Annotated in this window: 20 protein-coding genes; 7 read left to right on the top strand and 13 right to left on the bottom strand. The window is 63.8% G+C overall.

The genetic code is table 11. The features are described 5' to 3' along the window. From ASD01_RS11390 to ASD01_RS11370, 5 genes are all read left to right on the top strand, one after another. Nucleotides 1–1063: amidohydrolase (locus ASD01_RS11390; protein WP_156623643.1), on the top strand; the 1063-nt coding region annotated here is incomplete at its 5' end. 23 nt (nucleotides 1064–1086) lie between these two features. Then, nucleotides 1087–1302 (top strand): hypothetical protein, encoded by a 216-nt coding sequence (locus ASD01_RS11385; protein WP_034790285.1) that lies wholly within the window; start codon nucleotides 1087–1089, stop codon nucleotides 1300–1302. Nucleotides 1303–1424: 122 nt separating this feature from the next. Continuing rightward, a complete protein-coding gene (locus tag ASD01_RS11380; RefSeq protein ID WP_458574495.1) occupies nucleotides 1425–1811 on the top strand; it encodes a DoxX family protein in 387 nt (128 codons plus the stop codon). Then, entirely contained in the window at nucleotides 1808–3409 is a 1602-nt protein-coding gene (locus ASD01_RS11375) for an MFS transporter (protein WP_034790280.1), read from the top strand. Before ASD01_RS11380 ends, ASD01_RS11375 begins: the two co-directional genes overlap by 4 nt. 85 nt (nucleotides 3410–3494) lie before the next feature. Continuing rightward, nucleotides 3495–4325: an alpha/beta fold hydrolase gene (locus ASD01_RS11370; RefSeq protein ID WP_060643997.1), complete on the top strand. Its 831-nt coding sequence runs from the start codon at nucleotides 3495–3497 to the stop codon at nucleotides 4323–4325. A gap of 223 nt (nucleotides 4326–4548) precedes the next feature. Here the strand turns inward: ASD01_RS11370 and ASD01_RS11365 are convergent, their stop codons facing one another. Beyond that, nucleotides 4549–5190, bottom strand: coding sequence for a Vgb family protein (locus tag ASD01_RS11365; RefSeq protein ID WP_034790276.1), 642 nt, complete (start codon nucleotides 5188–5190; stop codon nucleotides 4549–4551). 10 nt (nucleotides 5191–5200) lie between these two features. After that, the gene (locus ASD01_RS11360; protein WP_034790274.1) at nucleotides 5201–6421 is read right to left on the bottom strand and encodes a hypothetical protein; all 1221 of its coding nucleotides are present in this window, start codon (nucleotides 6419–6421) and stop codon (nucleotides 5201–5203) included. Nucleotides 6422–6741: 320 nt separating this feature from the next. Between ASD01_RS11360 and ASD01_RS11355 the strand changes: the two genes are divergently transcribed. Beyond that, on the top strand, nucleotides 6742–7956 hold the full coding sequence (locus tag ASD01_RS11355) for an MFS transporter (RefSeq protein ID WP_034790272.1): 1215 nt from the start codon (nucleotides 6742–6744) through the stop codon (nucleotides 7954–7956). Between the two features lie 83 nt (nucleotides 7957–8039). Here ASD01_RS11355 and ASD01_RS11350 read toward each other — a convergent pair whose 3' ends face one another. The 11 genes from ASD01_RS11350 to ASD01_RS11300 form a co-directional block, all read right to left on the bottom strand. Then, entirely contained in the window at nucleotides 8040–9344 is a 1305-nt protein-coding gene (locus ASD01_RS11350) for a CynX/NimT family MFS transporter (protein ID WP_060643996.1), read from the bottom strand. Then, on the bottom strand, nucleotides 9341–10018 hold the full coding sequence (locus ASD01_RS11345; protein WP_060520000.1) for a FadR/GntR family transcriptional regulator: 678 nt from the start codon (nucleotides 10016–10018) through the stop codon (nucleotides 9341–9343). Before ASD01_RS11345 ends, ASD01_RS11350 begins: the two co-directional genes overlap by 4 nt. Before the next feature lie 235 nt (nucleotides 10019–10253). Then, nucleotides 10254–10595, bottom strand: coding sequence for a slr1659 superfamily regulator (locus ASD01_RS11340; RefSeq protein WP_034790268.1), 342 nt, complete (start codon nucleotides 10593–10595; stop codon nucleotides 10254–10256). 13 nt (nucleotides 10596–10608) lie between these two features. Beyond that, entirely contained in the window at nucleotides 10609–11169 is a 561-nt protein-coding gene (locus ASD01_RS11335) for a slr1658 superfamily regulator (RefSeq protein WP_034790266.1), read from the bottom strand. Between the two features lie 4 nt (nucleotides 11170–11173). Then, nucleotides 11174–13534, bottom strand: a complete 2361-nt coding sequence (locus tag ASD01_RS11330) for a SpoIIE family protein phosphatase (protein WP_060643995.1) — start codon at nucleotides 13532–13534, stop codon at nucleotides 11174–11176. Next, nucleotides 13531–14703: a class I SAM-dependent methyltransferase gene (locus ASD01_RS11325; RefSeq protein WP_034790262.1), complete on the bottom strand. Its 1173-nt coding sequence runs from the start codon at nucleotides 14701–14703 to the stop codon at nucleotides 13531–13533. The genes ASD01_RS11330 and ASD01_RS11325 overlap by 4 nt, the downstream gene beginning before the upstream one ends. Next, the gene (locus tag ASD01_RS11320; RefSeq protein WP_034790260.1) at nucleotides 14703–15221 is read right to left on the bottom strand and encodes a hypothetical protein; all 519 of its coding nucleotides are present in this window, start codon (nucleotides 15219–15221) and stop codon (nucleotides 14703–14705) included. Before ASD01_RS11320 ends, ASD01_RS11325 begins: the two co-directional genes overlap by 1 nt. Nucleotides 15222–15369: 148 nt before the next feature. Beyond that, nucleotides 15370–17046 carry a putative bifunctional diguanylate cyclase/phosphodiesterase gene (locus ASD01_RS11315; RefSeq protein ID WP_060606168.1) on the bottom strand — a complete coding sequence of 559 codons (1677 nt, stop codon included), beginning with the start codon at nucleotides 17044–17046 and terminating at the stop codon, nucleotides 15370–15372. Nucleotides 17047–17576: 530 nt separating this feature from the next. Further along, nucleotides 17577–19373, bottom strand: a complete 1797-nt coding sequence (ade, locus tag ASD01_RS11310) for an adenine deaminase (RefSeq protein ID WP_060643994.1) — start codon at nucleotides 19371–19373, stop codon at nucleotides 17577–17579. Nucleotides 19374–19440: 67 nt separating this feature from the next. Further along, nucleotides 19441–20841, bottom strand: coding sequence for an NCS2 family permease (locus ASD01_RS11305; RefSeq protein WP_060520030.1), 1401 nt, complete (start codon nucleotides 20839–20841; stop codon nucleotides 19441–19443). 60 nt (nucleotides 20842–20901) lie between these two features. Further along, on the bottom strand, nucleotides 20902–22701 hold the full coding sequence (locus ASD01_RS11300) for an adenine deaminase (RefSeq protein ID WP_060643993.1): 1800 nt from the start codon (nucleotides 22699–22701) through the stop codon (nucleotides 20902–20904). A 111-nt stretch (nucleotides 22702–22812) separates the two neighbouring features. Between ASD01_RS11300 and ASD01_RS11295 the strand changes: the two genes are divergently transcribed. Further along, complete coding sequence (locus ASD01_RS11295; RefSeq protein ID WP_060643992.1) at nucleotides 22813–23754, top strand: LysR family transcriptional regulator; 942 nt, start codon at nucleotides 22813–22815, stop codon at nucleotides 23752–23754. Nucleotides 23755–23789: the final 35 nt, after the last annotated feature.

Here is a 23789-nt window from a genome sequence, read left to right as displayed (position 1 = left end):
GGTCCGCCTTGCCTACAACCTCTTCACCCAGAAGCCGAAGCAGGAGAAGGACGACTTCCTGAAATGGACGTCGTCGGTCAAGTACAAGCAGGGYAACGACTATTTCCGCCACAACGGTGCCGGCGAGATGCTGGTGTTTTCCGCCGCCGACTTCGAGGACTTCCGCGAGCCGCGCCCGGACATGCCGCCGGAGATGGAGGGCGAACTCGAAGAGGTCGTGCGCATTCTTGCGGAGAACCGCTGGCCCTGGCGACTGCATGCCACCTATGACGAGACGATCACCCGTGCGCTCGACGTCTTCGAGAAGGTCAACCGGGATATCCCGCTTGAGGGCATCAACTGGTTCTTCGACCATGCGGAGACGATCTCTGACCGCTCGATCGACCGGATCGCCGCCCTTCGCGGCGGCATCGCCGTGCAGCACCGCATGGCCTATCAGGGCGAGTACTTCGTCGAGCGCTACGGCCATGGTGTCGCTGAAGCGACGCCGCCGGTGGCCAAGATGCTGGCAAAGGGCGTCAACGTCTCCGCCGGCACCGATGCGACCCGCGTCGCATCCTACAACCCCTGGGTTTCGCTGTCGTGGATGGTGACCGGCAAGACTGTCGGCGGCCTGCAGCTCTACCCGCGCGCCAACTGCCTCGATCGCGAGACGGCGCTTCGGATGTGGACCGAGAAGGTGCAGTGGTTTTCAAACGAGGAAGGCAAGAAAGGCCGGATTGAGAAAGGGCAGTTCGCCGACCTCATCGTGCCGAACAAGGATTTTTTCAACTGCGCCGAGGACGAGATTTCCTTCCTCACGTCAGAGCTCACGATGGTCGGCGGCAAGATCGTCTATGCGGCCGGCGAATTTGCCTCTCACGACGAGAACAAGGTGCCGCCGGCAATGCCCGACTGGTCGCCGGTCCGCACCTTCGGCGGTTATGCCGCCTGGGGTGAGCCCGAGGGCAGCGATTGCGGCGTCCATGGCCACGATCATGCCGGCGCCTGGACGTCGAAACTGCCGATCGCCGACCTTAAGGGTTTCTTCGGCGCGCTTGGATGCTCCTGTTGGGCGGTGTGACGATAGCGGAAGGGAAACGCAGAATGCGCACGAAAGCCGGCGCCGTCGCGATGGCCGCGGTCTCAATCTTGCTCAACGCATCGCTCGGATCGGAGCAGGCCTCGGCCTCGCCGACTGAGGGCGTCCGGCACCTCTCGGCGAAAGTCGTGGTGAACCATCCGCCGGCGAAGCATGGAGCCTACTACCAAGGCATATCCCAGAGCGCGGTCACCGCTTTGAAATGGCCGAAAAATCGATGACGGCGGCTTTGCCGCCCATCAAGCCGAAGACCGCCTGACAAGGAAACGAAAGATTGAGCCTCTCTTCCCTCAAAAACCGTCTCGCCGCTCGCCTCCGGCCGGGCCTTACCGGCAACCGTGTCATATTCGTCGGCTTGCTGGCGCTCTGCTCGGCCTATATCCAGGGACCCTTGACGAAAATTTTCGACTTCCCGGGCGCGCTTGCCGAGATGGAGCATTTCGGCCTCTATCCGGCACCGCTCTTTGCTGTCGGCGTCATCGTGTTTGAGCTTGCGATGTCGGCTCTCGTCCTCTCAGGCTTCTACCGCTGGGCGGCGGCAGGCGCGCTTGCGGCCTTCACGCTCGTCGCCACCTTGCTCGCATTCCGCTTCAGGGAACTGCCGCCCGGCATGGAGCGCGCGATGGCGACAAACGGTTTCTTCGAACATATCGGCCTTGCCGGCGCATTCGTGCTCGTTGCAGTTTATGATCTGCGCGAACGTGCATCCACGGAGAGGGGCGGCCAATGACGCAGGCAGCGACCAACAACGCCGGCACTTTCGCGCCCTTGCGCCAGAAGGTTTTCGCCGTGCTCTGGGTGGCGACGATCATCGGCAACACCGGCAGCTTCATCCGCGATGTCGCAAGCTCCTGGCTCGTCACCGACCTGTCGGCAACGCCCGCCGCCGTCTCGATGATCCAGGCGGCCGCGACGCTGCCGATCTTCCTGCTCGCCATTCCCGCCGGCGTGCTCTCCGATATTCTCGACCGACGCAAATTCCTGATCGTCGTGCAGTTCCTGCTCGCATCCGCGAGCCTCTGCCTGTTGTTCCTCTCTGCAAGCGGGCTGCAGTCGGTGACCTCGCTGATTGCGCTTACCTTTGTCGGTGGCATCGGCGCAGCGCTGGTTGCCCCCACCTGGCAGGCGATCGTGCCGGAGCTCGTGTCGCGACCGGACGTCAAGGGCGCGGTCGCGCTGAACTCGCTCGGCATCAATATCTCCCGCGCGATCGGCCCGGCGCTTGGCGGCCTGCTGCTTGCATGGTTTGGCGCGGCCGTCACCTATGGCGTCGATGTCATCAGCTATGTCTTCGTCGTTGCCGCATTGGTCTGGTGGCGGCGGCAGGTGCCGGAGGACGACGCGCTCGCCGAGCGCTTCCTCGGCGCCTTCCGGGCCGGCCTGCGCTATGCGCGCGCCAGCCGCGAGCTGCATGTGGTGCTTTTGCGTGCAGCCGTGTTCTTCGCTTTTTCAAGTGCGATCTGGGCGCTGCTGCCGCTGGTCGCCCGCCAGCTTCTCGGCGGCGGCGCCAGCTTCTACGGCATCCTGCTCGGCGCCGTCGGCGCCGGCGCGATCGGCGGCGCGCTGGTGATGCCGCGCTTGCGGGCCCGGATGGATGCCGACGGATTGCTGCTTTTGTCCGCGGTCCTGACCGCCGCCGTCATGGGCGTGCTTTCCTTCGCGCCGGCGCAATGGGTGGCGGTGGCGGCGCTGCTCGTCTGTGGTGCGGCCTGGATCACGGCGTTGACGACGCTGAACAGCACTGCGCAAGCGATCCTGCCCAACTGGGTGCGCGGACGCACGCTCGCCGTCTATCTGACCGTCTTCAACGGCGCGATGACCGGCGGGAGCCTTGCTTGGGGCGCGACCGCCTCGGCGATCGGCGTGCCCTTCACGCTCGCCGTGGCGGCCATCGGCCTTCTCTCAGTCGGCTTCGCCTTCCACGCCATGAAGCTGCCGAAAGGTGAGGCGGATCTCATTCCTTCCAATCATTGGCCGGAGCCCCTGACCAGCGAGCCGGTCGAACACGACCGCGGACCGGTTCTCGTCCTGATCGAATATACGATCGACAAGGCGGATCGGTCCGAGTTCCTGAAGGCGCTCGCCCGCCTGTCGCACGAGCGGCGGCGCGACGGCGCCTATGGCTGGGGCGTGACCGAGGACGCGGCCGATCCCGGACGGCTGGTCGAATGGTTTATGGTCGAATCCTGGGCAGAGCATCTGCGCCAGCACAAGCGCGTGTCGAAGGCCGATGCCGACATTCAGGACGATGTCCGCCGCTACCACAAGGGGCCGGCCGCGCCGGTCGTCAACCACTTTCTCGCGATCAACCACCCCCATCTCGGTTGACGCGGACCGCACGTCCCGGCGCGGATCTCGCGCCGGGGCCACATCTCGAAGACATACACCCAACCCAAACAAAGGAACCGTTCCCATGACCGAGAAGTTCGTCAGGACTGAAGACGGCGTCGATATCTTCTACAAGGATTGGGGCTCGGGCCAGCCCATCGTCTTTCACCATGGCTGGCCCCTGTCGGCGGACGATTGGGATGCGCAGATGCTCTATTTCGTCAGCAAGGGCTACCGGGTCATCGCCCATGACCGCCGCGGCCATGGCCGTTCGACGCAGGTGAGCGAGGGACACGACATTGCACACTACGCGAAGGATGTTGCGGCGCTGACCACCAAGCTCGGCCTCAGCGATGCAATCCACATCGGTCACTCCACCGGTGGCGGCGAAGCGGTGGCTTACGTGGCGCGCCACGGCGGCGGCCGGGTTTCCAAGCTGATCATCGTCGGCGCCGTGCCGCCGATCATGGTCAAGACCGAAAACAATCCGGGCGGCCTGCCGATCGAGGTGTTCGACGGTTTCCGGGCGGCGCTTGCTGCCAACCGCGCCCAGTTCTTCCTCGACGTTCCGGCCGGCCCGTTCTACGGCTACAACCGCCCGGGTGCCGAAGTATCGGAAGGCGTCGTCCGCAACTGGTGGCGTCAGGGCATGATGGGCAGCGCCAAGGCCCATTACGAAGGCATCAAGGCCTTCTCCGAAACCGACTTCACCGAAGACTTGAAGGCGATCGACGTGCCGACGCTGGTCATGCACGGCGACGACGACCAGATCGTGCCGATCGACGACAGCGCGCGACTGGCGGTGAAGCTGCTGAAGAACGGCACGCTCAAGGTCTATGAGGGTTATCCACATGGCATGTTGACAACCCATGCCGATGTCATCAATCCCGACCTGCTCGCCTTCATTAAGGCCTAAAGCTCGGGCACGGTCCGCGGTGTCCGGGTATTGCGGACCGTGCCGGGACAACGCTACTGCATGGTTCCCTATTCATCGCCGGTTGTGCGGACGGAACATGCAGCGCTTCGAAGCGCTACAGCGCCCTCTATGCGCCTCAAAGGCGCGCGGCGCTGTAGTGCCGGCGCCGCACCGACAGCGGCGCGCAGCCGCGCCGGTTGCCAGGAATTCATCGTCAGTGTCTTCAGCGCGCCCGCTTCGGCCGGCGAACGGCCCGGACGACGCCGCTCGGGCCGCCGCCACAGAAGAAGCGCTCGCCGCCATCGGACTCCAGGCCCGATACGCCCATTCCGGTCGGCATGGCGACCGTTTCGAGCACCGCTCCCGTTTGCGGATCGATGCGCCTGATATCGCTTTCGTCACCCTCCCAGGTGCCGTGCCAGAGTTCGCCATCGACCCAGGTCACCCCGGTCACGACGCGCTTGGATTCGATCGTGCGCAGGATTGCGCCGTTCTCGGGATCGATCTGATGAATTTTGCGGCCCCGATGCTGCCCAACCCAAAGCGTGCCCTCGGCCCAGGCAAGGCCGGAATCGCCGCCACCGCCTGGCGCCGGGATTGTCGCGAGAATTTTCCCGGTTTCCGGATCGATCTTCTGGATGCGATCTTCGGCGATCTGGAAGAGGTGCTTGCCGTCAAACGCCGTACCGGCATGCGCGGCGACGTCGATCGAGCGGACGGGCGCACCGTTTTCCGGGTCGAAGGCGTTGATCGTGTCACCGGCGGCGAACCATACGTTCCGGCCGTCGAAGGTGACGCCATGGACCTGGTCTGCCCCGGGGAACGGGCCATATATCTGGATGATTTCGGCTTCGGATCTTTTCATGGGTCTGATCCTATTCGTTTGGCAAAGGGCCAGGGAGTAACAACACTGTCGGGAATGCGGCAATCGGCGGCACGACCCAGCGCCGTGCCCGCCCGCGCCCGATCGGCATAACCTTGCCTTGCGAGGCGAGCTCTTCGAGCGCCCGCTGCACGGTGCGCGCGCTGGCGTCGAGCGCGATTGCGAGCGCCGAACTTGACCAGGCCTCGCCGTCCGCCAGCAGCGCCCGCATCGTCGCATGTCGCTCGTCGACCGGCGGGGCAAGGACGACGACCGTGTGCTTGCCGTGCGGCACCAGCCGGAAGCCATCGCTCGTCGCCGTGATATCCGCAAGCGGGCGCAGTTCCTCGCGCAGCCGGCCGATTTCGACACGCAGCCTTGCCCGGTGGGATTCGTCGACATGTCGTGCGCCGAAGGCCCGGGCGAGCAAGGTTCGCCTTGAGACGTCTCCCGGCCAGGCTTCGCCCAGCGCGCGCGCCAGCGCAAAGAGCACCGGCCGAGTGGCAAGCGTGCACAAGGTCGCTTGTCTTCGGACGAGGTTCCGGCAGGCGTCGATGACGAGGGCGCCGGAAGCAAGCAGCTCTTCGACCTCGCCAAGCAGCAGCGAGCGCTCTTCCCCATCCGCCATGAGGCGGGCAGCCGGCGCTTTAAGCACGGCGGCCGCGTTTTCAACTTCCAAGATCAGGGCCGGAATGCCGGTCGCCCGTGCCGCTTCGCCCGCCCGCCCGAAGGCGGCGGTGGCGGCCTCGGTTCGCAACCGGCGCACGGCGATGCCGGCGAGCGCCAGGTCGTGGGCGGCTTTCGACAGCGGTGTCAGCCGCGCCGTATCGATATCGGCAAGCAAGTTCTCGGCCTCGTCCAGACGGCCGATCAAGAGCAGGCGCCGTGCCCCGAGATTGCGGGCGTGGGCGGCGTTGAGGTGGTCGCCATGGGTTTCGAGCGTCGAGCGGGCGGCGTCGAGCGCCCGCATCGGCCAGGAAAGATCACGGGAGACGATGGCGATCTCTGCCTCGGCGACGATGCACCGCGCCCGCGCCACCGCTTCCTTCGTGCCGAAGGCGCGCGCGGCGTTCTTCAGCAGGACCTTTGCGCGGGTGAAGTCTCCAAGCTGGGCCATGGCGATGCCGCGCAGCGCCAGTGCCGGCGGATCGTCGCGTAGCGCCACCCGCTTCAGCGCGCCGAGCGGGTCGCCCGACGCCAGTGCTCGCGCCGCGGCGGTGATCAGCGAATCCATCGAAATCCCGTCACACTTGTCACTCCCGCAAGCCGTGTTCCAGCCTTTATCTATCTCTCAGGTGGCAACGGACAACAGAAAGAAGCTTCGTCGCACAATCAAGCGGAAACAGTCGGGCGCATGCCTTCAAGGCTGCATCGAATGTGAATCTGCACCTATTATGAAATTCTTTCGAAGCTCCTGTCGGCTTGGCACCGGCGTGAGCGTCTTTCAATCGGGCGGGCGAGGGGATGTCCCAGGCACGGTCCGTCGCGCGATCAGGTTGCACAATTTTTCGGCGTGGCCGGACGTCCGGCCGGGCGGATTTAAGGAGATTTGCAATGACCAATTTGCATTACCGTTGGGTCATCGTGGCGGCGGGCGGGCTGCTCGGCTGCCTGGCGATCGGCGCCATGTTTTCGCTTCCGGTGTTCCTGCTGCCGATTTCGCGCGACACCGGCTGGTCGGTGACAGGCGTTTCGAGCGCCATGACCATCGGCTTCCTGGCCATGGCATTTGCCAGCATCGCTTGGGGCAGCCTTTCCGACCGATGGGGCGCGCGTCCGATCGTGCTCATCGGCTCGGTGCTCTTGGCCGTCAGCCTCATGGCAGCGAGCTGGACGACCTCGCTGATCGCCTTCCAAATCCTTTTCGGTGTCGTGGTCGGCACCGCGACGGCGGCGATCTTCGCGCCGATGATGGCTTGCGTTACCGGCTGGTTCGATACGCATCGCAGCCTCGCGGTCTCGCTCGTCTCGGCCGGTATGGGCATGGCGCCGATGACGATGTCGCCCTTTGCCGCCTGGCTGGTATCCGCCTACGACTGGAGAACCGCTCTGCAGATCATCGCGCTGGTCGTTGCCGTCATCATGATCCCGGTCTCGTTTCTCGTTCGCCAGGCGCCGGCACTTGCCGACGGTGCTGCCGCGGCCTCGCCCGAGGAAGAGCCCCATTCGTCGATGACGACCAGCCAGGTGCTGAAATCGCCGCTCTTCATCATCCTGCTTCTGACCAACTTCTTCTGCTGCGCCACCCATTCCGGCCCGATCTTCCACACGGTGAGCTACGCGATCACCTGCGGCATTCCGGTCATGGCGGCCGTGTCGATCTACAGCGTCGAGGGTCTTGCCGGCATGGGCGGCCGCGTCGTCTTCGGTCTGCTCGGCGACCGTTTCGGGGCCAAACGTGTGCTCGTTCTTGGACTTCTGGCCCAGGCCTTCGGCGCGCTTGCCTATGTCTTTGCCGCCGGGCTCGGCTCGTTCTATGCGGTCGCCGCCCTGTTCGGCTTCATCTATGCGGGCGTCATGCCGCTCTATGCGGTGCTTGCCCGCGAGAATTTCCCCTTGCGGATGATGGGGACGGTGATCGGCGGTACGGCCATGGCTGGCAGCCTTGGCATGGCGACGGGACCGATTGCCGGGGGCCTGATCTATGATGCGCTGGCAAGCTACACCTGGCTTTACATCGGTTCCTGGGGCATCGGCCTCGGCGCGTTCCTGATCGCGCTCACCTTCCGGCCGGCGCCGCGCTACCAGGCGGCGGTGGCCGCGGCCTGATGCGAGCGTGCTGACAGCGAGAGAAAGGGCTCCGCCTGGGAAGGGGACCTTTGGATCATTGCAGGCGCTGATCCGCGTCCGTCTTAGCGGTCGTCTATCCGGACGGTTCGTGCGCCGACATGCAGCGCCCGGCCGGCGCCCAGACCCATGATCGCCACGCCGATGCCGAGCGCGATGAAGAGAACGGCGCTGGCGGCGAAGCTGCCGGTCCAGCTGCGGATGAAGCCGACAAGCAGGGGGCCGATGGCGGCAAGCACGTAGCCGACGCCCTGGGCCATGCCGGAGAGATGGGCCGCCACGTGCGAATCGGGCGAGCGCAGCACAATGAGGGTCATCGCCGCAGCAATCAGGCCGCCCTGTCCGATCCCTTGCAGAACAGCCCAGACGAGCACCGTCGAGAGCGGCGCGAAAAGGATGCCGATCAGCGCGATGACGGCGGCGGCGACGAGCGCCACGCAGACGGCGCGCTGGTCGCGGCGCCTTACGGCGAAGGATGGCACGAGCAGGCAGGTGACGACCTGCATCATGATCGAGGCGGAGACGACCGCACCGGCAGTTGCGGCATCTAGGCCACGCTCACGCAGGATCGGCGCCATCCAGCCGAAGACGCAATAGGCGAGTGCGGATTGCAGACCCATGAAGAGCGTCACCTGCCAGGCGAGCCGATCGCGCCAGAGGCCGACGACGCGGAAGCCGCTGTGGCGGGCTTGCGCCTTGCCGCGCAGCGCCTGCGGTGCCCAGATCATCAGCACGATGAGGGCGGGTACCGCCCAGGCCGCGAGCGCGCCGGACCAGGAGCCGACCACATGGTGTTCGATCGTCAGCGTCAGGCCGGCGGCGCTGGCAGCACCGGCGCACAGCGCCATGGTATAAAGGCCCGTCATCATCGCGGCGCGGTCGGGAAAGTCACGCTTGACGAGCCCGGGAAGCAGCACGTTGCCGATCGCGATCGCCGCACCTGCCGCAAATGTCGAAAGGAAAAGCAGCGGCACGGACTGAACGCCGCGCAGACCCGTGCCGAGCGTCAGCAGGACGAGCACCCCGAGAAGCGTGCGTTCGGCACCGAAGCGTTGGGCGAGCTTCGGCGCAAGCGGCGCGAAAAGGCCGAGGCAGAGCACCGGCAGGGTGGTGAGCACGCTGGCGCTGGCGGTGGAAAGGCCGGTCGCCTGCATCACCTCGGGCAGCAGCACCGAGAGACTTGAAAACAGCGGCCTGAGGTTGAAGGCGATGAGCACGAGGCTGACGCCCAGCAGAATGCGGGCGCTGCGGCTCAGCACCGGTGGTTGCGGTGCCGGCAGGCTGTCGGCCTCGGCATCGATAAGCTGGTCTTCGATGTCCAGCGGTTCGGCGGCTTCGGCTTTGTGGGGATCACGAAAAGTCTGGTTCATTGGGAAAGTAGCCGATCAAGTTCAGCGAGGACGGGGGCCATGAACGCCCGAACGGCGGCCGCGGCCTTGTCCGGATCACTGGCCGCAATGGCCTCGACGATCGCCGCATGCGCCCGGTCGTCCGGCTCCGGCAGGTCGCCTGACAGCGTCGAGTGAATGGTTTCAAGAATGGCCGAAGTGAAAAAGTCATAGAGCTCGACGATGGCCCTGTTGCCGGAGGCCTCGACGATCGACCGATGAAAGGCAATGTCGCGCCGTCCGAAGGCCTCACGCCCACCATCGGAAACCGTGCCGCGGGCGAGAAGAAGGCGCTTCATATGTTCCAGATCCTTGGGCGTATGCCGCAGCGCCGCCAGGCGGGCGGCTTCCACGTCGAGGGCCGCGCGCGCCTCCCATTGGTCGCGCAGGCTCGCCCGCTTGACGCGGTCAAGCGCGCCCGAGCTATCGACCGTCGAGCGGACATAGGTGCCGGAGCCCTGGCGGGCGTCGAGCAGCCCCTTCGAGATCAGGACCCGAACGGCCTCCCGCACGGTTCCGCGGCTCACCGCCAGAAGCTCGGTCAGCGCCGTCTCGTTGGGAATGCGTTCGCCGATAGCCCAGCGGCCGCTCAGGATTTCCGCCCGCAGGCTTTCGGCAGCGCTCTCGGCAAGGTTGGTACGATTGATCGGTTGCATTGTCTGCTCATCAAGTCATCAGATGATTTGATGGATAGGGTGAGGCGTTCGCAGAGTCAAGCGTGACGACGGGGAATGAAGAAGGCGTCGAAGCGTCGTGAGGCCGGTTTCGGCGACAGGATTTGTCGGTGGCTGGGATGCGGAAGCGCTGGCGCGCGCAATGGCAGTCGCGCGCCGGTCGGCGCGCGATACTCAGGCTTTAGCTACGGGAATCCAGTCCCGGCACCGCGTGATCTCAGTTGAGCCTGAGATCGAGGCCGGGATGCAGCTTCTTGAGGTTCGGCAGCGATTTCGACTGCCACGGGATCTCAGAGGTTCCGCGCACCGTCAATTGCACGTTCGGGCGGTTGCGTGCCTCGATCGTCAGCTTGGCGAGCAGGTTGATCCCGGACGAGTTCAGGAACTGCAGTTCGGTGAGGTCGATCGTGATGTGCTCAGGCTCGGTCTCCAGAACGCCCATCACCGTCGAGAAGATCGGGGCATAGGCCTCCGTTCCCGGCAGCCGCATCGTGCCTTCAAAATGAATATCGTTGCCTTCGGACCAAACGCGATACTCTTCTTCGTCCTTGTTTTCCATGTTCACCGGCTCATCAGTTCGAGAGGTCTGGGACCGCAATGGAGGCATAAGTCTCCAATGAGGTTTCGCCGTCGTCACCCTGGGCGCCAAAAACCCAAGCGAAACGAACGCCATAATCGCTCATCAGCGTCAAAAGACCAAGCCCCGAGCCGCTCTTGCCGAGCCCGGTTGCGTTGGCTTCGATGCGCTCGATGAGCAGGTCGCCCGGGTCGCCGTCGGCGATCTCGGACAAAAGATCCTGGAAGCGCGCAGCCGCTTCGTTGTCGATCACGTTCGACACTTTCGTGCGGAAGCTGTGGCCCTCGAGGGCGGCCTCGACGACCACGGAACCGGAAGCGCGGAACTTCACGGCATTCTCGACCAGTTCGTTGGTGAGGTAGCCGATGTTGTGGCGCACTTCCCGATAGGTGTTGCGCGACGCGCGATAGCGCAGCGCCGCCAGTTCGGCGACGAAATCCGAAGCCATGGCGCAATGCTTCCAGCTGAGATCCAGCGGCCCGTCGTAAAGACGCAGCCGGGTCATCTTCTGGTGGGCGCCGATCGTCAGGTCCGCCAGTCCGTAGAGCGTGGTCATCTGATCACCTGTGTCTCATGACGACGAGCGTGATGTCGTCGTAGATCTTCTGCTTGCCGATATGCGCCATCAGGTCGTTGATGATACCCGATTTGACGTCCTCGGCGCTCTGTCCGTAAAACTTTCCGGCACTCTCGCACAGTCGCTCGATGCCAAACAGTTCGCCCTTGGCGTTCGCTGCCTCGGTCACGCCGTCCGTATGCAGCACGATCATGTCGCCGCGGCCGAACGAGATCTCGCGGGTGGCAACAAAGCGCGAAATGTCCGATTCCAGGCCAATCGGCAGGCCGAGGTCGAGCGTGTCGATCCGCTCGATTTCCGCACCCTTGCGCACGACGATCAGTTCCTCGTGCTGCCCCGACAGCGTCAGGCGGCCGTGGTCGTAGTCGAGGAAGGCCAACGACAGATGCTTGTCAGTGTTGGTGCGCACGATGTTCTTGTAGATGGCGCGGTTGAGGCGGTTGAGAAACTGCTCCGGGTCCATGTCGCCGGCTTCCTGCAGGGCCCTTGCGACCGACTGCACCATCAGCATCAGCACGCCGCTTTCAAGGCCATGACCGGTCACGTCGCCGATGCCGATCTTCAGCCGCTCACCGTCGCGCAGCACATCGTAGTAGTCGCCGCCCACCTCGTCGGCCGGGCGCATATAGGCGGCGATTTCGAGATCGGCGATTTCCGCGAGCTCGCCGGCCTTCGGCAGCACCATCATCTGGATCTGCTTGGCGACGGCGAGTTCGGCGCCAAGGCGCAGGTTCTCGCTGCGCAGTTGGGTATTCAGCGTCGAAATCTGATGGTTGGCGTCCTCGAGCTGCTTGGTGCGTTCGGTCACCAGGTTTTCGAGGTTCTCGGTATGGTAGCTGATCTCCTCAGCCATTCTATTGAACGCGATAGCCGCTTCACCGACTTCGTCGCGTGTCGTGATGGGCACACGGACGGAGTAGTCCTTCGCCTCGATGCTGGTTGCCGCTCCGGCGAGCGCGCTGATGCCGCGGGTAACCCGCTTGGAGATGCCGAACACGGCGAGCGTGACGAACAGCAGCGAAGCGAGCAGGGCCAGGATCTGATAGATGAGGATGCGGTTCGTCGCTTCAGAGATACTCGCCTGTGCCGCAAACAGCGAGGCATAGATTTCGCGCTCCGGCACGACGATGCCGATCGACATGGTCTCGCGGCGCACCGGGCCGGAAACCCAGAGGTTCTCCGGCTCGAGCTGCTTGAGGAGAATGAGATAGGGGACCTTCTCACCACTCTCATCGAGCAGCACCCGCTGAATGGCGCCATCGGTGCCAAGCGGCAGCTCTGCGATCGCGGGCTGGGCGCTGCGGCGCAGCGAGCGCTCCAATCCGGTGACGCCTTGTCCACCCGTGTCGCTGGACCGCCGCAGGCCGATCACCTTTTCGCCGACCGGATTGATGGCAAGCACGTTGCCGTCGGACATCACCAGAAATCCGAAGCCGCTGTCGCCGACCTTAACGCTTTCGACAACCTCGGCCAGCTGGTCGAGCGTGATATCGGTTCCGGTTGCTCCGGCGACACCTTTGCGGTCGGGCGTCCAGAGCGGCTGGAAGAAACTGACGATCAGTTTGCCCGAGGCGGCATCGGTGTAAGGTGCCGTTTGCGTGGTATCGGCTGCAACGGGCCTGAGGCTCGGTTGCTTCGCCCATTCCTCCCAGGACTCATAGAGGCCGGGGAAGAAGAAGTTCCAGAAGTTGGCTTCGTTATGGCCGGGGTAGAGACGGTCGAACGTCTGTGCCTGATCCGCATAGGGCGCCATCCGCAAGATCGGCCGTTCTTTTGGTCCGACGTAGTACATCTGCAGTTTGGAGCGGCCGTGCGCAAGCAGGGCGGGGGCAACCAGATCAAGAACGGCGCTGTTCTCGATATCGGCCTGTACCTCGGGCAGTGGCCGATGGTCGGGGCCAAGGAGATAGCTCCAGACGCTTACGCTCGAGAGCGGCCCCGGAAGGTTCTGCGCCCACCCACCTTTGGCATCGTAAGTGACGGTAACGGACTCCGGTGCGTGCCGCGCAAGTGCCTCACCGACGTCGGACCGGCGCACGGGGCGGTCGATCTGCGCCTGGATTACGCCCGCGAGCGTGGCGACGTCGGCGTGAACCTGGCCGAGCAGAAGATTAACCCGCGCGGCCGTCGATTCCGCGTAGGTGAGCATGTAGTCTTCGTTGGCGTTTTGCAGGCCCTGTCCGACTTCCGTCGTCGCGTCGCGCGACAGTCTTTGAACGTTCCAGAGCGCCAGCCCGCCTGTCAGCAGGAGGTCGAAGAGCACGGCGCTGCCGACGACCAGCACGAACTTGGCGCGAAAGGATCTCAAACCGAACCGGGGACGTTTGATATTGCTCGCGCTCATAGTGGTTTGCGCCCGGACGCTGCCCAGATCGGCCAGCCCGCATAGCCCTTCGGATGCAGTGCAGCGAAGATGTGATCCCGGAAGCCCTGGCGGAACCGCTCGATGAATTCGGGTGTTTCGCCGTGCCTCACCGCCATGTCCGCAAACATCTTCTCCCAGCCGGCGATGATATCGGCGAAATCCTGTGGGTCACCGTCCAGATTGGTGACCATGAAGGATTCGACCAGGATGTCGTCGAAGCCCGTGTCGGCAAGATAGCGCCGGCTCTTCGGCCCGAACTCCACATCTATCTCGAAATTGCTCAAAAGCCGCGCGAGCTCATTGTAGGTCCATTGGATGCTTTGCGCCCGCGGCTCGCCGAGGCAGTGCGAGTTCTTCTCGTTGGTGATGTAGACGCGGCCGCCCGGCTTCACGATCCGATAGAGTTCCTTGAGAAGCAGCTCCGGCTGATTGAAGACCTGCAGCGAGTGGCGGCAACTCACGAAGTCGAACTGGTTGTCCTCAAGCAGCATCTCCGACGCGTCGCCGTAGGTGTATTCGATACCCGTCACGCCGAACTCGGCGGCCACCTTTCGGGCATAGGCGAGGCTCGGCTTCGAGTGGTCGAGCGCGACGATCCGCGACGGCTGGAACTCCTTCTGCGCGAGCACGGCGAAATCGCCGATGCCGCAGCAGATGTCGGCCACGGCGATGCCGGGCCGCATGCCGTGGCGCGGCAGGATGGTGCGCTCGTGGCGCCACGTCAATTTCGTCTGCGCGCGCAGGATTGGAATGAAGCTCGTATCCTCGAAGTAGTCCTGGCCGGGATAGAACATCGAATCATAGACCTCGACGGAGATCTGCGGCTCGATCGTGCTCAGGTGCCGGAACATGCGCGTCGTCCAGCTGACGACGCTTGACGTGATGACGATCAGGCGCAGGTCCGACCGCTCCCGGCAGGCGTCGAGGGCGACCCGGATGAAGGCCTGGAAGGCCGTGTTGTTCATCTGGATGAGGCGCTTCACATCGATATAGAGAACGCCGCGCACCGTATCGATGGCTTCCCTCAGGGCATGGATACTCTCGGCGATTTCATCGATCGAACGCGGCCGAATCGTTCCGGCAAGCGAGAAGATCTGGCTGTTCGGATCGAAGTCGACCTTGAAACGCTGAGGAAGGCTCGCCGCCATCAACTCACCATTCCTTCAAGAGGAAGATCCACGATCAGGGTGATGGCCGGCGCCGCATCCTCGTCAAGCCGGAGGCGGGCGTCATAGTTGACCGCCAGGTCCAGAAGCACCGATTCCCGGCTGGGGGCAAGGTCGTTGGAAATGGCGTCGAGATAGCGGGCCTGGGCATCGCTCTCGCGGGTTTTCGAGACCGCCTCGCGATAGAAGCGCGCCTGACCAGGTGGGCATGGAAAGCTCAGTTGAACCCGTTCCGTGGCGCCTTGGCGATAGATCGACAGGCCGATCTTTCCGTCGGTGGTGCCGCCGCGAAACGAAACCTCCAGAAGCTCGTTGAGGGCGGAGGAAAAGAAGTTGGAATGCCGTACCGGATCGGTCCTGTTGTGGCTGATCATCCGGGCGAGGTAGCTCGAGACATGATCGCAATGGTGCCAGTCCGAAAGGAAATCTTCCATCTCCATATCGAACTGAAGCAGCGGCTCGAAAGCCGTTTCCGTGGTCTTATTGACACTAGCACCCATGCAGCAATGTCCTCCGCACCCCGAACTCTGCCACGGCCATACGCCACTTTCTATAATGATTTCTAACCACGCAACCCCGGGATCTTGCATGAAGACAACCCAGGTATTGCCTCGCGCCATATCGGGCGCAACGCACAGATGCGGGGGGCTACAGCGTCGCCATTGCCGATGAGCGGCGAAGATAGGCGCCGATCGCGTCCGCCGGCATGGGCATGCCCAGGAAATAACCCTGCAGACGGTCGCAACCCTCTTTTCGAAGCCAGACGGCCTGCCCGATCGTCTCGACGCCCTCGGCGGTCACGCGCATGCCGAGACCGTGGGCAAGGGCGATGATCGACCGGACGATCGTCTGGCTCTTTTCGTCGCTCTCCAGATCCTTGATGAAATAGCGGTCGATCTTGATCGTATCGAAGGGGAAGTTCTTGAGGTAGCTGAGCGACGAATAGAAGGTGCCGAAATCGTCGAGCGAGATCTGGATGCCGAGCACGTTGAGGGTGTTCAGCGTGTCGAGATTGTTGGTCGTGCGTTCAAGCAGCACCGATTCGGTAACTTCCAGCTCCAGCCGGTCGGCCCTCAAGCCCGCCATGTCGAGCGCCTGGGCGATCCGGTCCGTCAGGCCCTCGCGCAGGAACTCCGCCGGCGACAGGTTGACGGCGACGGTGAAATGCGACGGCCAGGTGGCAGCCTGCCGGCAGGCCTCCTCCAGCACCCATTGGCCGATCTCGTTCATCAGGCCGTCGGCTTCCGCCATCGGGATGAAGACGTTGGGCGGGATCGTGCCGACCAGCGGATGATGCCAGCGCACCAGCGCCTCGAAGCCGACGATCGAAAATGGCGGCTCGACGAGCGGCTGGTATTCGATTGAAAACTGCTTGTCCTGCAGCGCGGTGCGCAGACTGCGGCGCAGCATCTCGCGCTGTTCCAGCACGATCAGCATGGAACGGCTGAAGGTCTTTGCCCGGCCTCGTCCATCCTTCTTGGCGGCATAGAGCGCAATGTCCGCCGCCTTCATCAGTTGCTCGATGTCGTTTCCGTCGTTCGGCGCAATGGCAATGCCGATGCTGGCGCCGACGAAGACGGAAATGCCGTCGATCGTGAAAGGTTCGCTGAACGCCTCGATCAGTGCCTCGGCGAGATACTCGGCGTCCGCCGGCTGGTCGCTTTGACGCTGGATGACGGCGAATTCGTCGCCGGCCAGGCGATAGGCGACTTCGCCGTCGCGAAGGGCGCCGCGAATGCGCTCGGCCGCCATCTTGAGGACGGCGTCGCCGGCGCCGTGGCCCAGCGTGTCGTTGACCGGCTTGAAATCGTCGAGGTCGATCTGCATCAGCGCCAGCTTCTCGCCGGATGTCGGCAGGATGCTCTGCAGGTCGTCGCTGAACTGCCGCCGGTTGGGCAGGCCCGTCAGCACGTCGTGGGTCGCCTGGTGCAACAGCAGCGCGCGTTCGCTTTCGCCATGGCTGCCGATCTCGCGGCGGGTCGCGCGGCCGCTCGTTTCGAGCACGCCGATGCCACGCATGGCGCGAAAGACGAGCAGCGTGCGCCGCGACTTGGTGGCGGCGTCGACCACCTCGACGCTGCGCGGCACGCCGTAAGCGATGACGGATTCCACCGCCGCCTTGGAAACGGGCGCAAGCAATTCGGGATAGAGATGCCACAGGGTGGCATCGACAAGCGTGCCGACTTCGTAGGTTTCCTGCAGCGCCGGCGAGGCGCTGGTCAGATGAAAGGCCTCGTCATAGAACGAGAGAACCTCGTCCATATGAGCCGCAACGGGATCCTGCACTGAAGCTGAAGCAGACAAGGTTGCATCAGTGTCCGGCATGCTTGCCTTTCCCTCTCTGTTTCGAACGCGCCGGAAGAATATAAAAGCCCGCTCCAGCGGCGCTCCGTTTCGGCTCGTCCTTCTGCAAAGCTACCGCGTCGCCCGCCCGGGTCAATGCCAATAGGCTGCCTGCGATCTTACCTGTGGAAACCTCGCTTCGGAGCATGGCGAGCGCTGCTCGATATCCTTTGCCCCACACGGTTGTATATAAGCTTCCTCTTGTATCATTTGCCATCATTGCATGCAATTTGGGGCGGAACAGCTGTGGGCGTTTCGGCTCCGCCTATACGCATGTCTCATTGTGGGACGCCATATCAGCAAGGGTTTCGGGCGTCTACTGCGGCCGGTCGCGGTTAAGCAAACGGCAGATACGCCCGCGCAACGGGGCCGTTGGGCTCCGTTTAAGTTTCGGTTAACCATAAAGGAAGTTTTCAGGGGATTATGTGGCTTGACCCATCCCGCGATCACCCGGAATTAAGAACCACGGCCGAGTTGGCCACCGGGTTGCCGGTGGCCAATCGCTATTAAGCTCAGTGCGTGCTCAGAATCACGTCGGTCTTCTGGAAGGTCCGGACGTCGATCAGGCCCTTGTCGGAAATGCGCAGTTCCGGAATGACGACAAGCGCAAGCAGCGAGTGCTGCATATAGGCGTTGTTCAGCCGGCAGCCACAGGCGCGCATGGCCTCGACGATGGCGGCCGCTTTCTCGGCGACGATCTCCGCTCGCTGATCCGACATCAGGCCGGCGACGGGCAGCTCGACCAGGGCCAGTTCGCGGCCTTCCTTGATGACGACGATGCCGCCGCCGACCTCGTGCAGGCGGTTGGCGGCCTTGGCCATGTCCGCCTTGTTCGTGCCGACCACGATCATATGGTGGCTGTCATGGGCGACCGTGCTCGCCATGGCGCAATCGCTGTCATAGCCGAAGCCGGAGACGAAGGCGTTGACCACGTCGCCGGTGCCGCGGTGGCGCTCGACGAGCGCGATCTGGCAGACGTCGTTGGCCCGGTCCATCTGCACGAGGCCGTTCTCGATCGCCACCTCGGCCTGAAGCGCCCGCGTCGGCGCCTGGTTCTCGACGACGCCGATGACGTTGACCCGTGCGCGCGTCGCCCGTGCGTTGGATGGGATGTCGAAATCCGCTGCGGCCAGTAACCGGCCAAGGTGGACGGTGTTGTGGGCGCTTTCCGGGTAGACATAGGCCGGGATATCGCGCGCGAGTGTGCCGTTCTCTGCCATCAGCTCGCCGCGGGCAAAGACCATTTCGATCGGCAGCGCGGCGAGGTCCGAGGTGACGATCAGGTCTGCCCGGCGACCCGGTGCGATCGAGCCGATTTCGCGCTCCAGGCCGAAATGCTGGGCGGTGTTGAGCGTCGCCATCTGGATCGCGGTCACGGGTTTCAGACCTTGAGCGATGGCATGGCGCACGACGCGGTTCATGTGTCCGTCGTGCACCAGCGTGCCGGAGTGGCTGTCGTCGGTGCAGAGCAGGAAGTTGCGCGGGTCGAGGCCGGATTCGGTGACGGCCTTGATCTGCGCGGCAACGTCGTACCAGGCGGAGCCGAGGCGCAACATGGCGCGCATGCCCTGGCGCACACGGGCGATTGCGTCGTCGACCGTCGTGCCTTCATGGTCGTCGGCCGGTCCGCCGGCGGCATAGGCGTGGAACTCGCGGCCGAGATGCGGCGAGGCATAGTGCCCGCCGACGGTCAGCCGCGCATCCTGGGTGGCGGCGATCTCGGCCATCATCTTCGGATCGTTTCCGGCAACGCCGGGGAAATTCATCATCTCGCCGAGACCGATGACGTTCGGCCAGGCAAGCGCCTCGGCGACATCCTGTGCTGAAAGCTCGGCGCCGGCAGTTTCAAGACCCGGGGCGCTCGGCACGCAGCTCGGTACCTGGACCAGTACGTTGATCGGCAGGCTCTGGGCTTCCTCGTTCATCAGCCGGACGCCGTCGAGGCCGAGCACATTGGCGATTTCGTGCGGGTCGATGAACATGGTGGTGGTGCCGTGCGGAATGACCGCGCGGGCAAATTCGGTGACGGTGACGAGGCCGCTCTCCACATGCATGTGCGCGTCGCAGAGGCCGGGAACAAGATAGCGCCCGGCGGCGTCGACGACCTTGGTGCCTTCGCCGATCGTGTGGCTGGCATCCGGACCGACATAGGCGAAGCGGCCGGCTTTGACGGCGATATCGGTGCCGGGGATGATTTCGCCGGAGTAGACGTTGACCCATTTGCCGTTGCGGATCACGAGATCGGCGGGCTTGCGGCCCATGGCGACGTCGACCAGTTCGGGTGCGGTCTTCGACCAGGATTGAAGCATGACTGTTTCCTTCGGATGGGCGATGTCGGCGCCCTTGCATTAAGGGCGCCGTCGGATTTTCTGGCGGTTACTGGGTCTGGGCGACGAGCGCTGCGGCGAGCAGTGCCACGAACCACATGACCGGTCTTACATCGCCAGCCCGGCCGCAGACCAGCTTGATCAGCACATAGGCGATGATCGCGAGCGACAGGCCGAGCGTGATCGAGAAGGTGAGCGGGATCAATACGATCGCAAGGAAGGCCGGGATCGCCTCGTCGAGCGCGCTCCAGCGGATGTTGCTGATAGGCTCGGACATGAAGAGGCCGGTGAGGATCAGCACCGGGGCGGTCGCAACCGCCGGCACCAGAGAAAGCAGCGGCGACAAAAACAGGAAGGGCACGAAGAGCAGACCCGCGACCAGCGCGACGAGACCGGTGCGTCCACCCTGCTGGATGCCGGCGCCGGATTCGAGATAGACGGTCGCCGGGCTGGTGCCGAGCGGTGCGGAAATCAGTGCCGCGATGGCGTCGACATGCATCGATTCCCGGATGTTGCGCGGCATGCCGTTTTCATCCTTGAGGTCTGCCGCTTCCGCGAGGCCAAGGAAGGTCGAGAGCGCCTCGATGAAGTTGGTGAACAGGAAGACAAAGATGAAGGGCAGGTAGATCAGGTTCAGTGCGCCCAGGAGATCGATCTGGCCGACGAAGCTGAAATCCGGTGCAGCGGAGAAACCGCTCCAGTTGACCAGCGTGTGCACATCCGGCGTCTCCGGCCAAAACGCGCTGCCGTCGCCCCACCAGCGACCGATCGGGATCGAGAGAATAGTGGTGAGGATCATGCCGGCCATCATCGCGCCCGGAACCCGCCGCACCACCAGCGCCACCGTGAGCACGAAGCCGGCGATGAAGGTGAGGGTGACCGGGTTGAACTGCGTGAGACCAACGATCGTGTCGGGGTTGGCGACGATGAACTTGGCGTTTTCCAGGCCGATCAGCGCGATGAAGAGGCCGATACCGCAGGCGATGCCATAGCGCAGATCGACAGGGATCGCCTCGATGATCGTCTGGCGCAGATTGAAGAACGCCATGACGGTAAAGAGCACGCCGGCCCAGAAGACGCAGCCAAGCGCGACCTCGAGCGGCACCTTGGCGCCGACCACCATGGTGTAGGCAAAGAGCGCGTTGATGCCCATGCCCGGCGCCACCAGAATGGGGCTACGCGCATAGAGCCCCATGGCGCAGCTGCCGATGAAGCTGACGAGCACCGTCGCCGTCACGCCGGCCGAAAATGGAATGCCGGCATGCGCCAGGATCGAGGGATTGACGACGATGACGTAGGAGGCGGCGAGGAAGGTTGTGAGGCCTGCGAGGATCTCGGTGCGGACGGTCGAGCCGAGCCGCGAAATCTGAAAGTAGCGGTCGAGCAGCGCTGCGAGCCAGGATGTCTCCGGGCTTGGTGCCGCCTCCACGGACTTGTTCTGATAGTTCATCTTGTTCCCCTTTTTTTGAACGAAGAAGGGGGCCGGCATGACCGGCCCCCTTCCAAGGCATCATTCCGCAGCGACGGCGCGCTCGTCCCCACCGGCGGGCGAAAACGGCGAGATCACCTTCAGCCCGACGCAGTCGACGACACCGAGATCGGTGATCGCATATTCCGGGATCGCCGTGATCTGCAACACGAACATGTACATGAAGGGCCAGGGCAGCGGGCAGCCGAGGGCGCGGGCCGCGTCGTCGAGCTGGTCTTCCAGCGCTGCCATCTCGGCCGGCTCGATGTCGGAAACGATGCCGCCGATCGGCAGGTGCAGGAAGGCCTCGACCTTGCCGTTCCTGACCACGACCTGGCCGCCATTGTTGGCGATCAGGTGGTTGATGGCGATACGCATATCCTCGAGATCGGCGCCGATGCAGATGATGTTGTTATCGTCAGGTGCGGTGGAGCTGGCGATCGCGCCTTGCTTGAGGCCGAAGCCGGAGGCAAAGGCGACCGGACGGTTGCTCGTCTTGCCGTAGCGTTCGACGACGGTGACGTATTGCACGTCCCGTGCGGGATCTGCGAGCACCTGGCCGTCCTTGACCGCAAGCGTCACGTCGCGGCGAGTGCGCACGAAGATCTTTTCCGGGGTGACGGCGATCGCCATGGCGTCTGCCGTCTCGCCGGCGCCGTGATAGGCGACCTTGAGATCGCCGGGCTGAAGCGGCGCGACCTTCACCGAGTTCAGAAGTGCGACGCTGCGCTGCGGCGGGATCAGTTCGATCGCCATCTTGCCGTTGCGGGCGACGACTTCACCCTTGGCGACGACGGTTTCGATGGTGAAGTTGCGCAGGTCGTCGACGAGCAGGATGTCGGCCGCGCGGCCGGGCGAGATCGAGCCGACCTTGTCGTCGATGCGGAGCGCATCGGCGCCGTTGATCGTCGCCATCTGGATCGCCGCCATCGGCGAAATGCCCATGGCGATCGCCATGCGCACCATGTTGTCGAGATGGCCGCGCTTGAGGATGTCGCTTGCTACCACGTCATCGGTGCAGAAGCTGATGCGGCGCAGCGCCTTAACGCCCATTTCCGTGACGATGCGCAGGTTGTCGGCGAGGAAGTGCGAGATCGAGGATTCTCGTACAACGACATGCATGCCGGCGCGCAGCTTTTCGAGCATTTCTTCCGGCGTGTAGCTCTCGTGGTCGGCGCGAACGCCGGACTGCTGGTAGCCGTTGAGCCGCGCGCCACGGGTCATCGGGCAGCAGCCGAGAACCGGCAGGCGGCTCTTTTCGGCGAGTTCGAGCGCCGCGAGCACGTCGGCGTCCTCCTCCTGGATGAACTCGCGCACGGTTTCCCATATGCCGACGCATTCCGGCCAGTGGTGCGTCGCCTGGTGGTCGGCCGGGCTGAAATAGTGGCCGACGGTCGAGCGCGGCATGGTGTAGGGCGTCTTGCAAGGGGCGCCCCAGAAGACCTTGAGTGGCGTCTGTTTTGCCTCGTCGAGGAACTCGCGCGCCGCGGCCGGGCCGCCGACGACGATGATCTGGTCGAGGCCGGTGACGATCGAGGTGGTGCCGAGCGGCACGACGGCCTTGGCAAAGCTCGTCAGTGACATCTTCGAGCATTCGACATGCAGATGCCCGTCGATCATGCCGGGTGCCAGGTATTTGCCGGTGGCATCGACGATCCTGGTCTCTGGCCCGATATAGTCGGAGATGTCGCCGACGGCGATGATGCGTTCGCCATAGATCGCGACGTCGGCCTGGTAGATCTCTTCCGAAACGACGTTTACCAGGCGACCGCCGCGGATCGCCAACGTTGCCTTGCCGCCGGTGCCGGATGCGGCGCGAATGAATTCTCTGATATCGCTCACTGGAACCTCTTCTCCCTTAGCTCCAGTGAATATTCCCAATTCCCAGTCGTTTACACAATGGGCCGAAATAGGCTATTCTCTGGACATATCGTGCAAGATTTTGGACGAAATATGGATCTTTCGCTCATAGACTGTTTCGTGAAAGTTGCGGATTCCCGTTCGATTTCAGCGGCTTCCAGGCGCCATCGCCTGCCGAAATCAACACTCAGCCACAAGATCCGGCAATTGGAGGATGAGTTCGGCATCGAGCTCTTCGTGCGCGAGGGTCATCAGTTGCATGTGACCGACGCGGGCGCGGAGTTCCTGCGCTACGCCCGGCTCATTCAATCGAATTGCGACGATGCGGCAACGGCGATGGCGGAGATGCGCCAGGAGGTGGCGGGCACCCTGCGCGTGGGCTCGACCGGCGAGTTCGGCACGACGATCACCTCGGAACTGCTCTATGCCTTTCGCCAGCAATATCCGCAGGTCAATCTCGACGTTGTGTTCCTGTCCTCGCGCCAGCCATTCTCCGACGTTACCGAACAGGCGCTCGACGGTATCTTCCATTGGGGCGAGCCGTCCGATGTCGACTACATCAGCCGCAGACTTTCGGTCTCGTCTTATGGCCTCTTCGCCAGCCCGCAATACATCGCCCGGCATGGCCAGCCGGATAATCCGGATGCGCTTGCCGGCCATCGCGGCCTCGTCTTCCGCCAGCCGACGCGGCTGCAGTCCTGGTATCTGACACAGTCAGGCGAAGACGAGGTGGACCTGCTGCCGACGGCGACCTGCACAACCAACGACTACTGGACGATCAAGTATTTCGCCGTCGCCGGTGAGGGCATCGCCTATCTGCCCGACTTTTTCGTCGAGACCGAGCGGCAAGCCGGCCTGCTGGAGCCGGTGCTATCGGACTGGCGCTCGCCGCAGACGGCGATCAACCTCATCTATTCGCGCCGCCGGCACGTCTCGAAGCGGTTCAAGGCCTTCGTCGACTTCTGCATCGACTTCTACCGCGACCGGGACCGGGTGAAGATCCCGCGCTACTACGTGGAGCGCGTCAGCCTCTAGAGGCGAGGCGAGGCGAGGCGGGGCAGCGCCATGCA

Source organism: Ensifer sp. Root423, assembly GCF_001426275.1.
GTDB lineage: Bacteria > Pseudomonadota > Alphaproteobacteria > Rhizobiales > Rhizobiaceae > Ensifer > Ensifer adhaerens.
This window is presented reverse-complemented; position numbering and strand designations above follow the sequence as displayed.

Bases quoted from the DNA above. Each gene is read 5' to 3' on its own strand.
- ASD01_RS11385 (WP_034790285.1), top strand. From the start codon at position 1,087: ATGCGCACGAAAGCCGGCGCCGTCGCGATGGCCGCGGTCTCAATCTTG.
- ASD01_RS11375 (WP_034790280.1), top strand. From the start codon at position 1,808: ATGACGCAGGCAGCGACCAACAACGCCGGCACTTTCGCGCCCTTGCGC.
- ASD01_RS11370 (WP_060643997.1), top strand. From the start codon at position 3,495: ATGACCGAGAAGTTCGTCAGGACTGAAGACGGCGTCGATATCTTCTAC.
- ASD01_RS11365 (WP_034790276.1), bottom strand. From the start codon at position 5,190: ATGAAAAGATCCGAAGCCGAAATCATCCAGATATATGGCCCGTTCCCC.
- ASD01_RS11360 (WP_034790274.1), bottom strand. From the start codon at position 6,421: ATGGATTCGCTGATCACCGCCGCGGCGCGAGCACTGGCGTCGGGCGAC.
- ASD01_RS11355 (WP_034790272.1), top strand. From the start codon at position 6,742: ATGACCAATTTGCATTACCGTTGGGTCATCGTGGCGGCGGGCGGGCTG.
- ASD01_RS11350 (WP_060643996.1), bottom strand. From the start codon at position 9,344: ATGAACCAGACTTTTCGTGATCCCCACAAAGCCGAAGCCGCCGAACCG.
- ASD01_RS11345 (WP_060520000.1), bottom strand. From the start codon at position 10,018: ATGCAACCGATCAATCGTACCAACCTTGCCGAGAGCGCTGCCGAAAGC.
- ASD01_RS11340 (WP_034790268.1), bottom strand. From the start codon at position 10,595: ATGGAAAACAAGGACGAAGAAGAGTATCGCGTTTGGTCCGAAGGCAAC.
- ASD01_RS11335 (WP_034790266.1), bottom strand. From the start codon at position 11,169: ATGACCACGCTCTACGGACTGGCGGACCTGACGATCGGCGCCCACCAG.
- ASD01_RS11330 (WP_060643995.1), bottom strand. From the start codon at position 13,534: ATGAGCGCGAGCAATATCAAACGTCCCCGGTTCGGTTTGAGATCCTTT.
- ASD01_RS11325 (WP_034790262.1), bottom strand. From the start codon at position 14,703: ATGGCGGCGAGCCTTCCTCAGCGTTTCAAGGTCGACTTCGATCCGAAC.
- ASD01_RS11320 (WP_034790260.1), bottom strand. From the start codon at position 15,221: ATGGGTGCTAGTGTCAATAAGACCACGGAAACGGCTTTCGAGCCGCTG.
- ASD01_RS11315 (WP_060606168.1), bottom strand. From the start codon at position 17,046: ATGCCGGACACTGATGCAACCTTGTCTGCTTCAGCTTCAGTGCAGGAT.
- ade (WP_060643994.1), bottom strand. From the start codon at position 19,373: ATGCTTCAATCCTGGTCGAAGACCGCACCCGAACTGGTCGACGTCGCC.
- ASD01_RS11305 (WP_060520030.1), bottom strand. From the start codon at position 20,841: ATGAACTATCAGAACAAGTCCGTGGAGGCGGCACCAAGCCCGGAGACA.
- ASD01_RS11295 (WP_060643992.1), top strand. From the start codon at position 22,813: ATGGATCTTTCGCTCATAGACTGTTTCGTGAAAGTTGCGGATTCCCGT.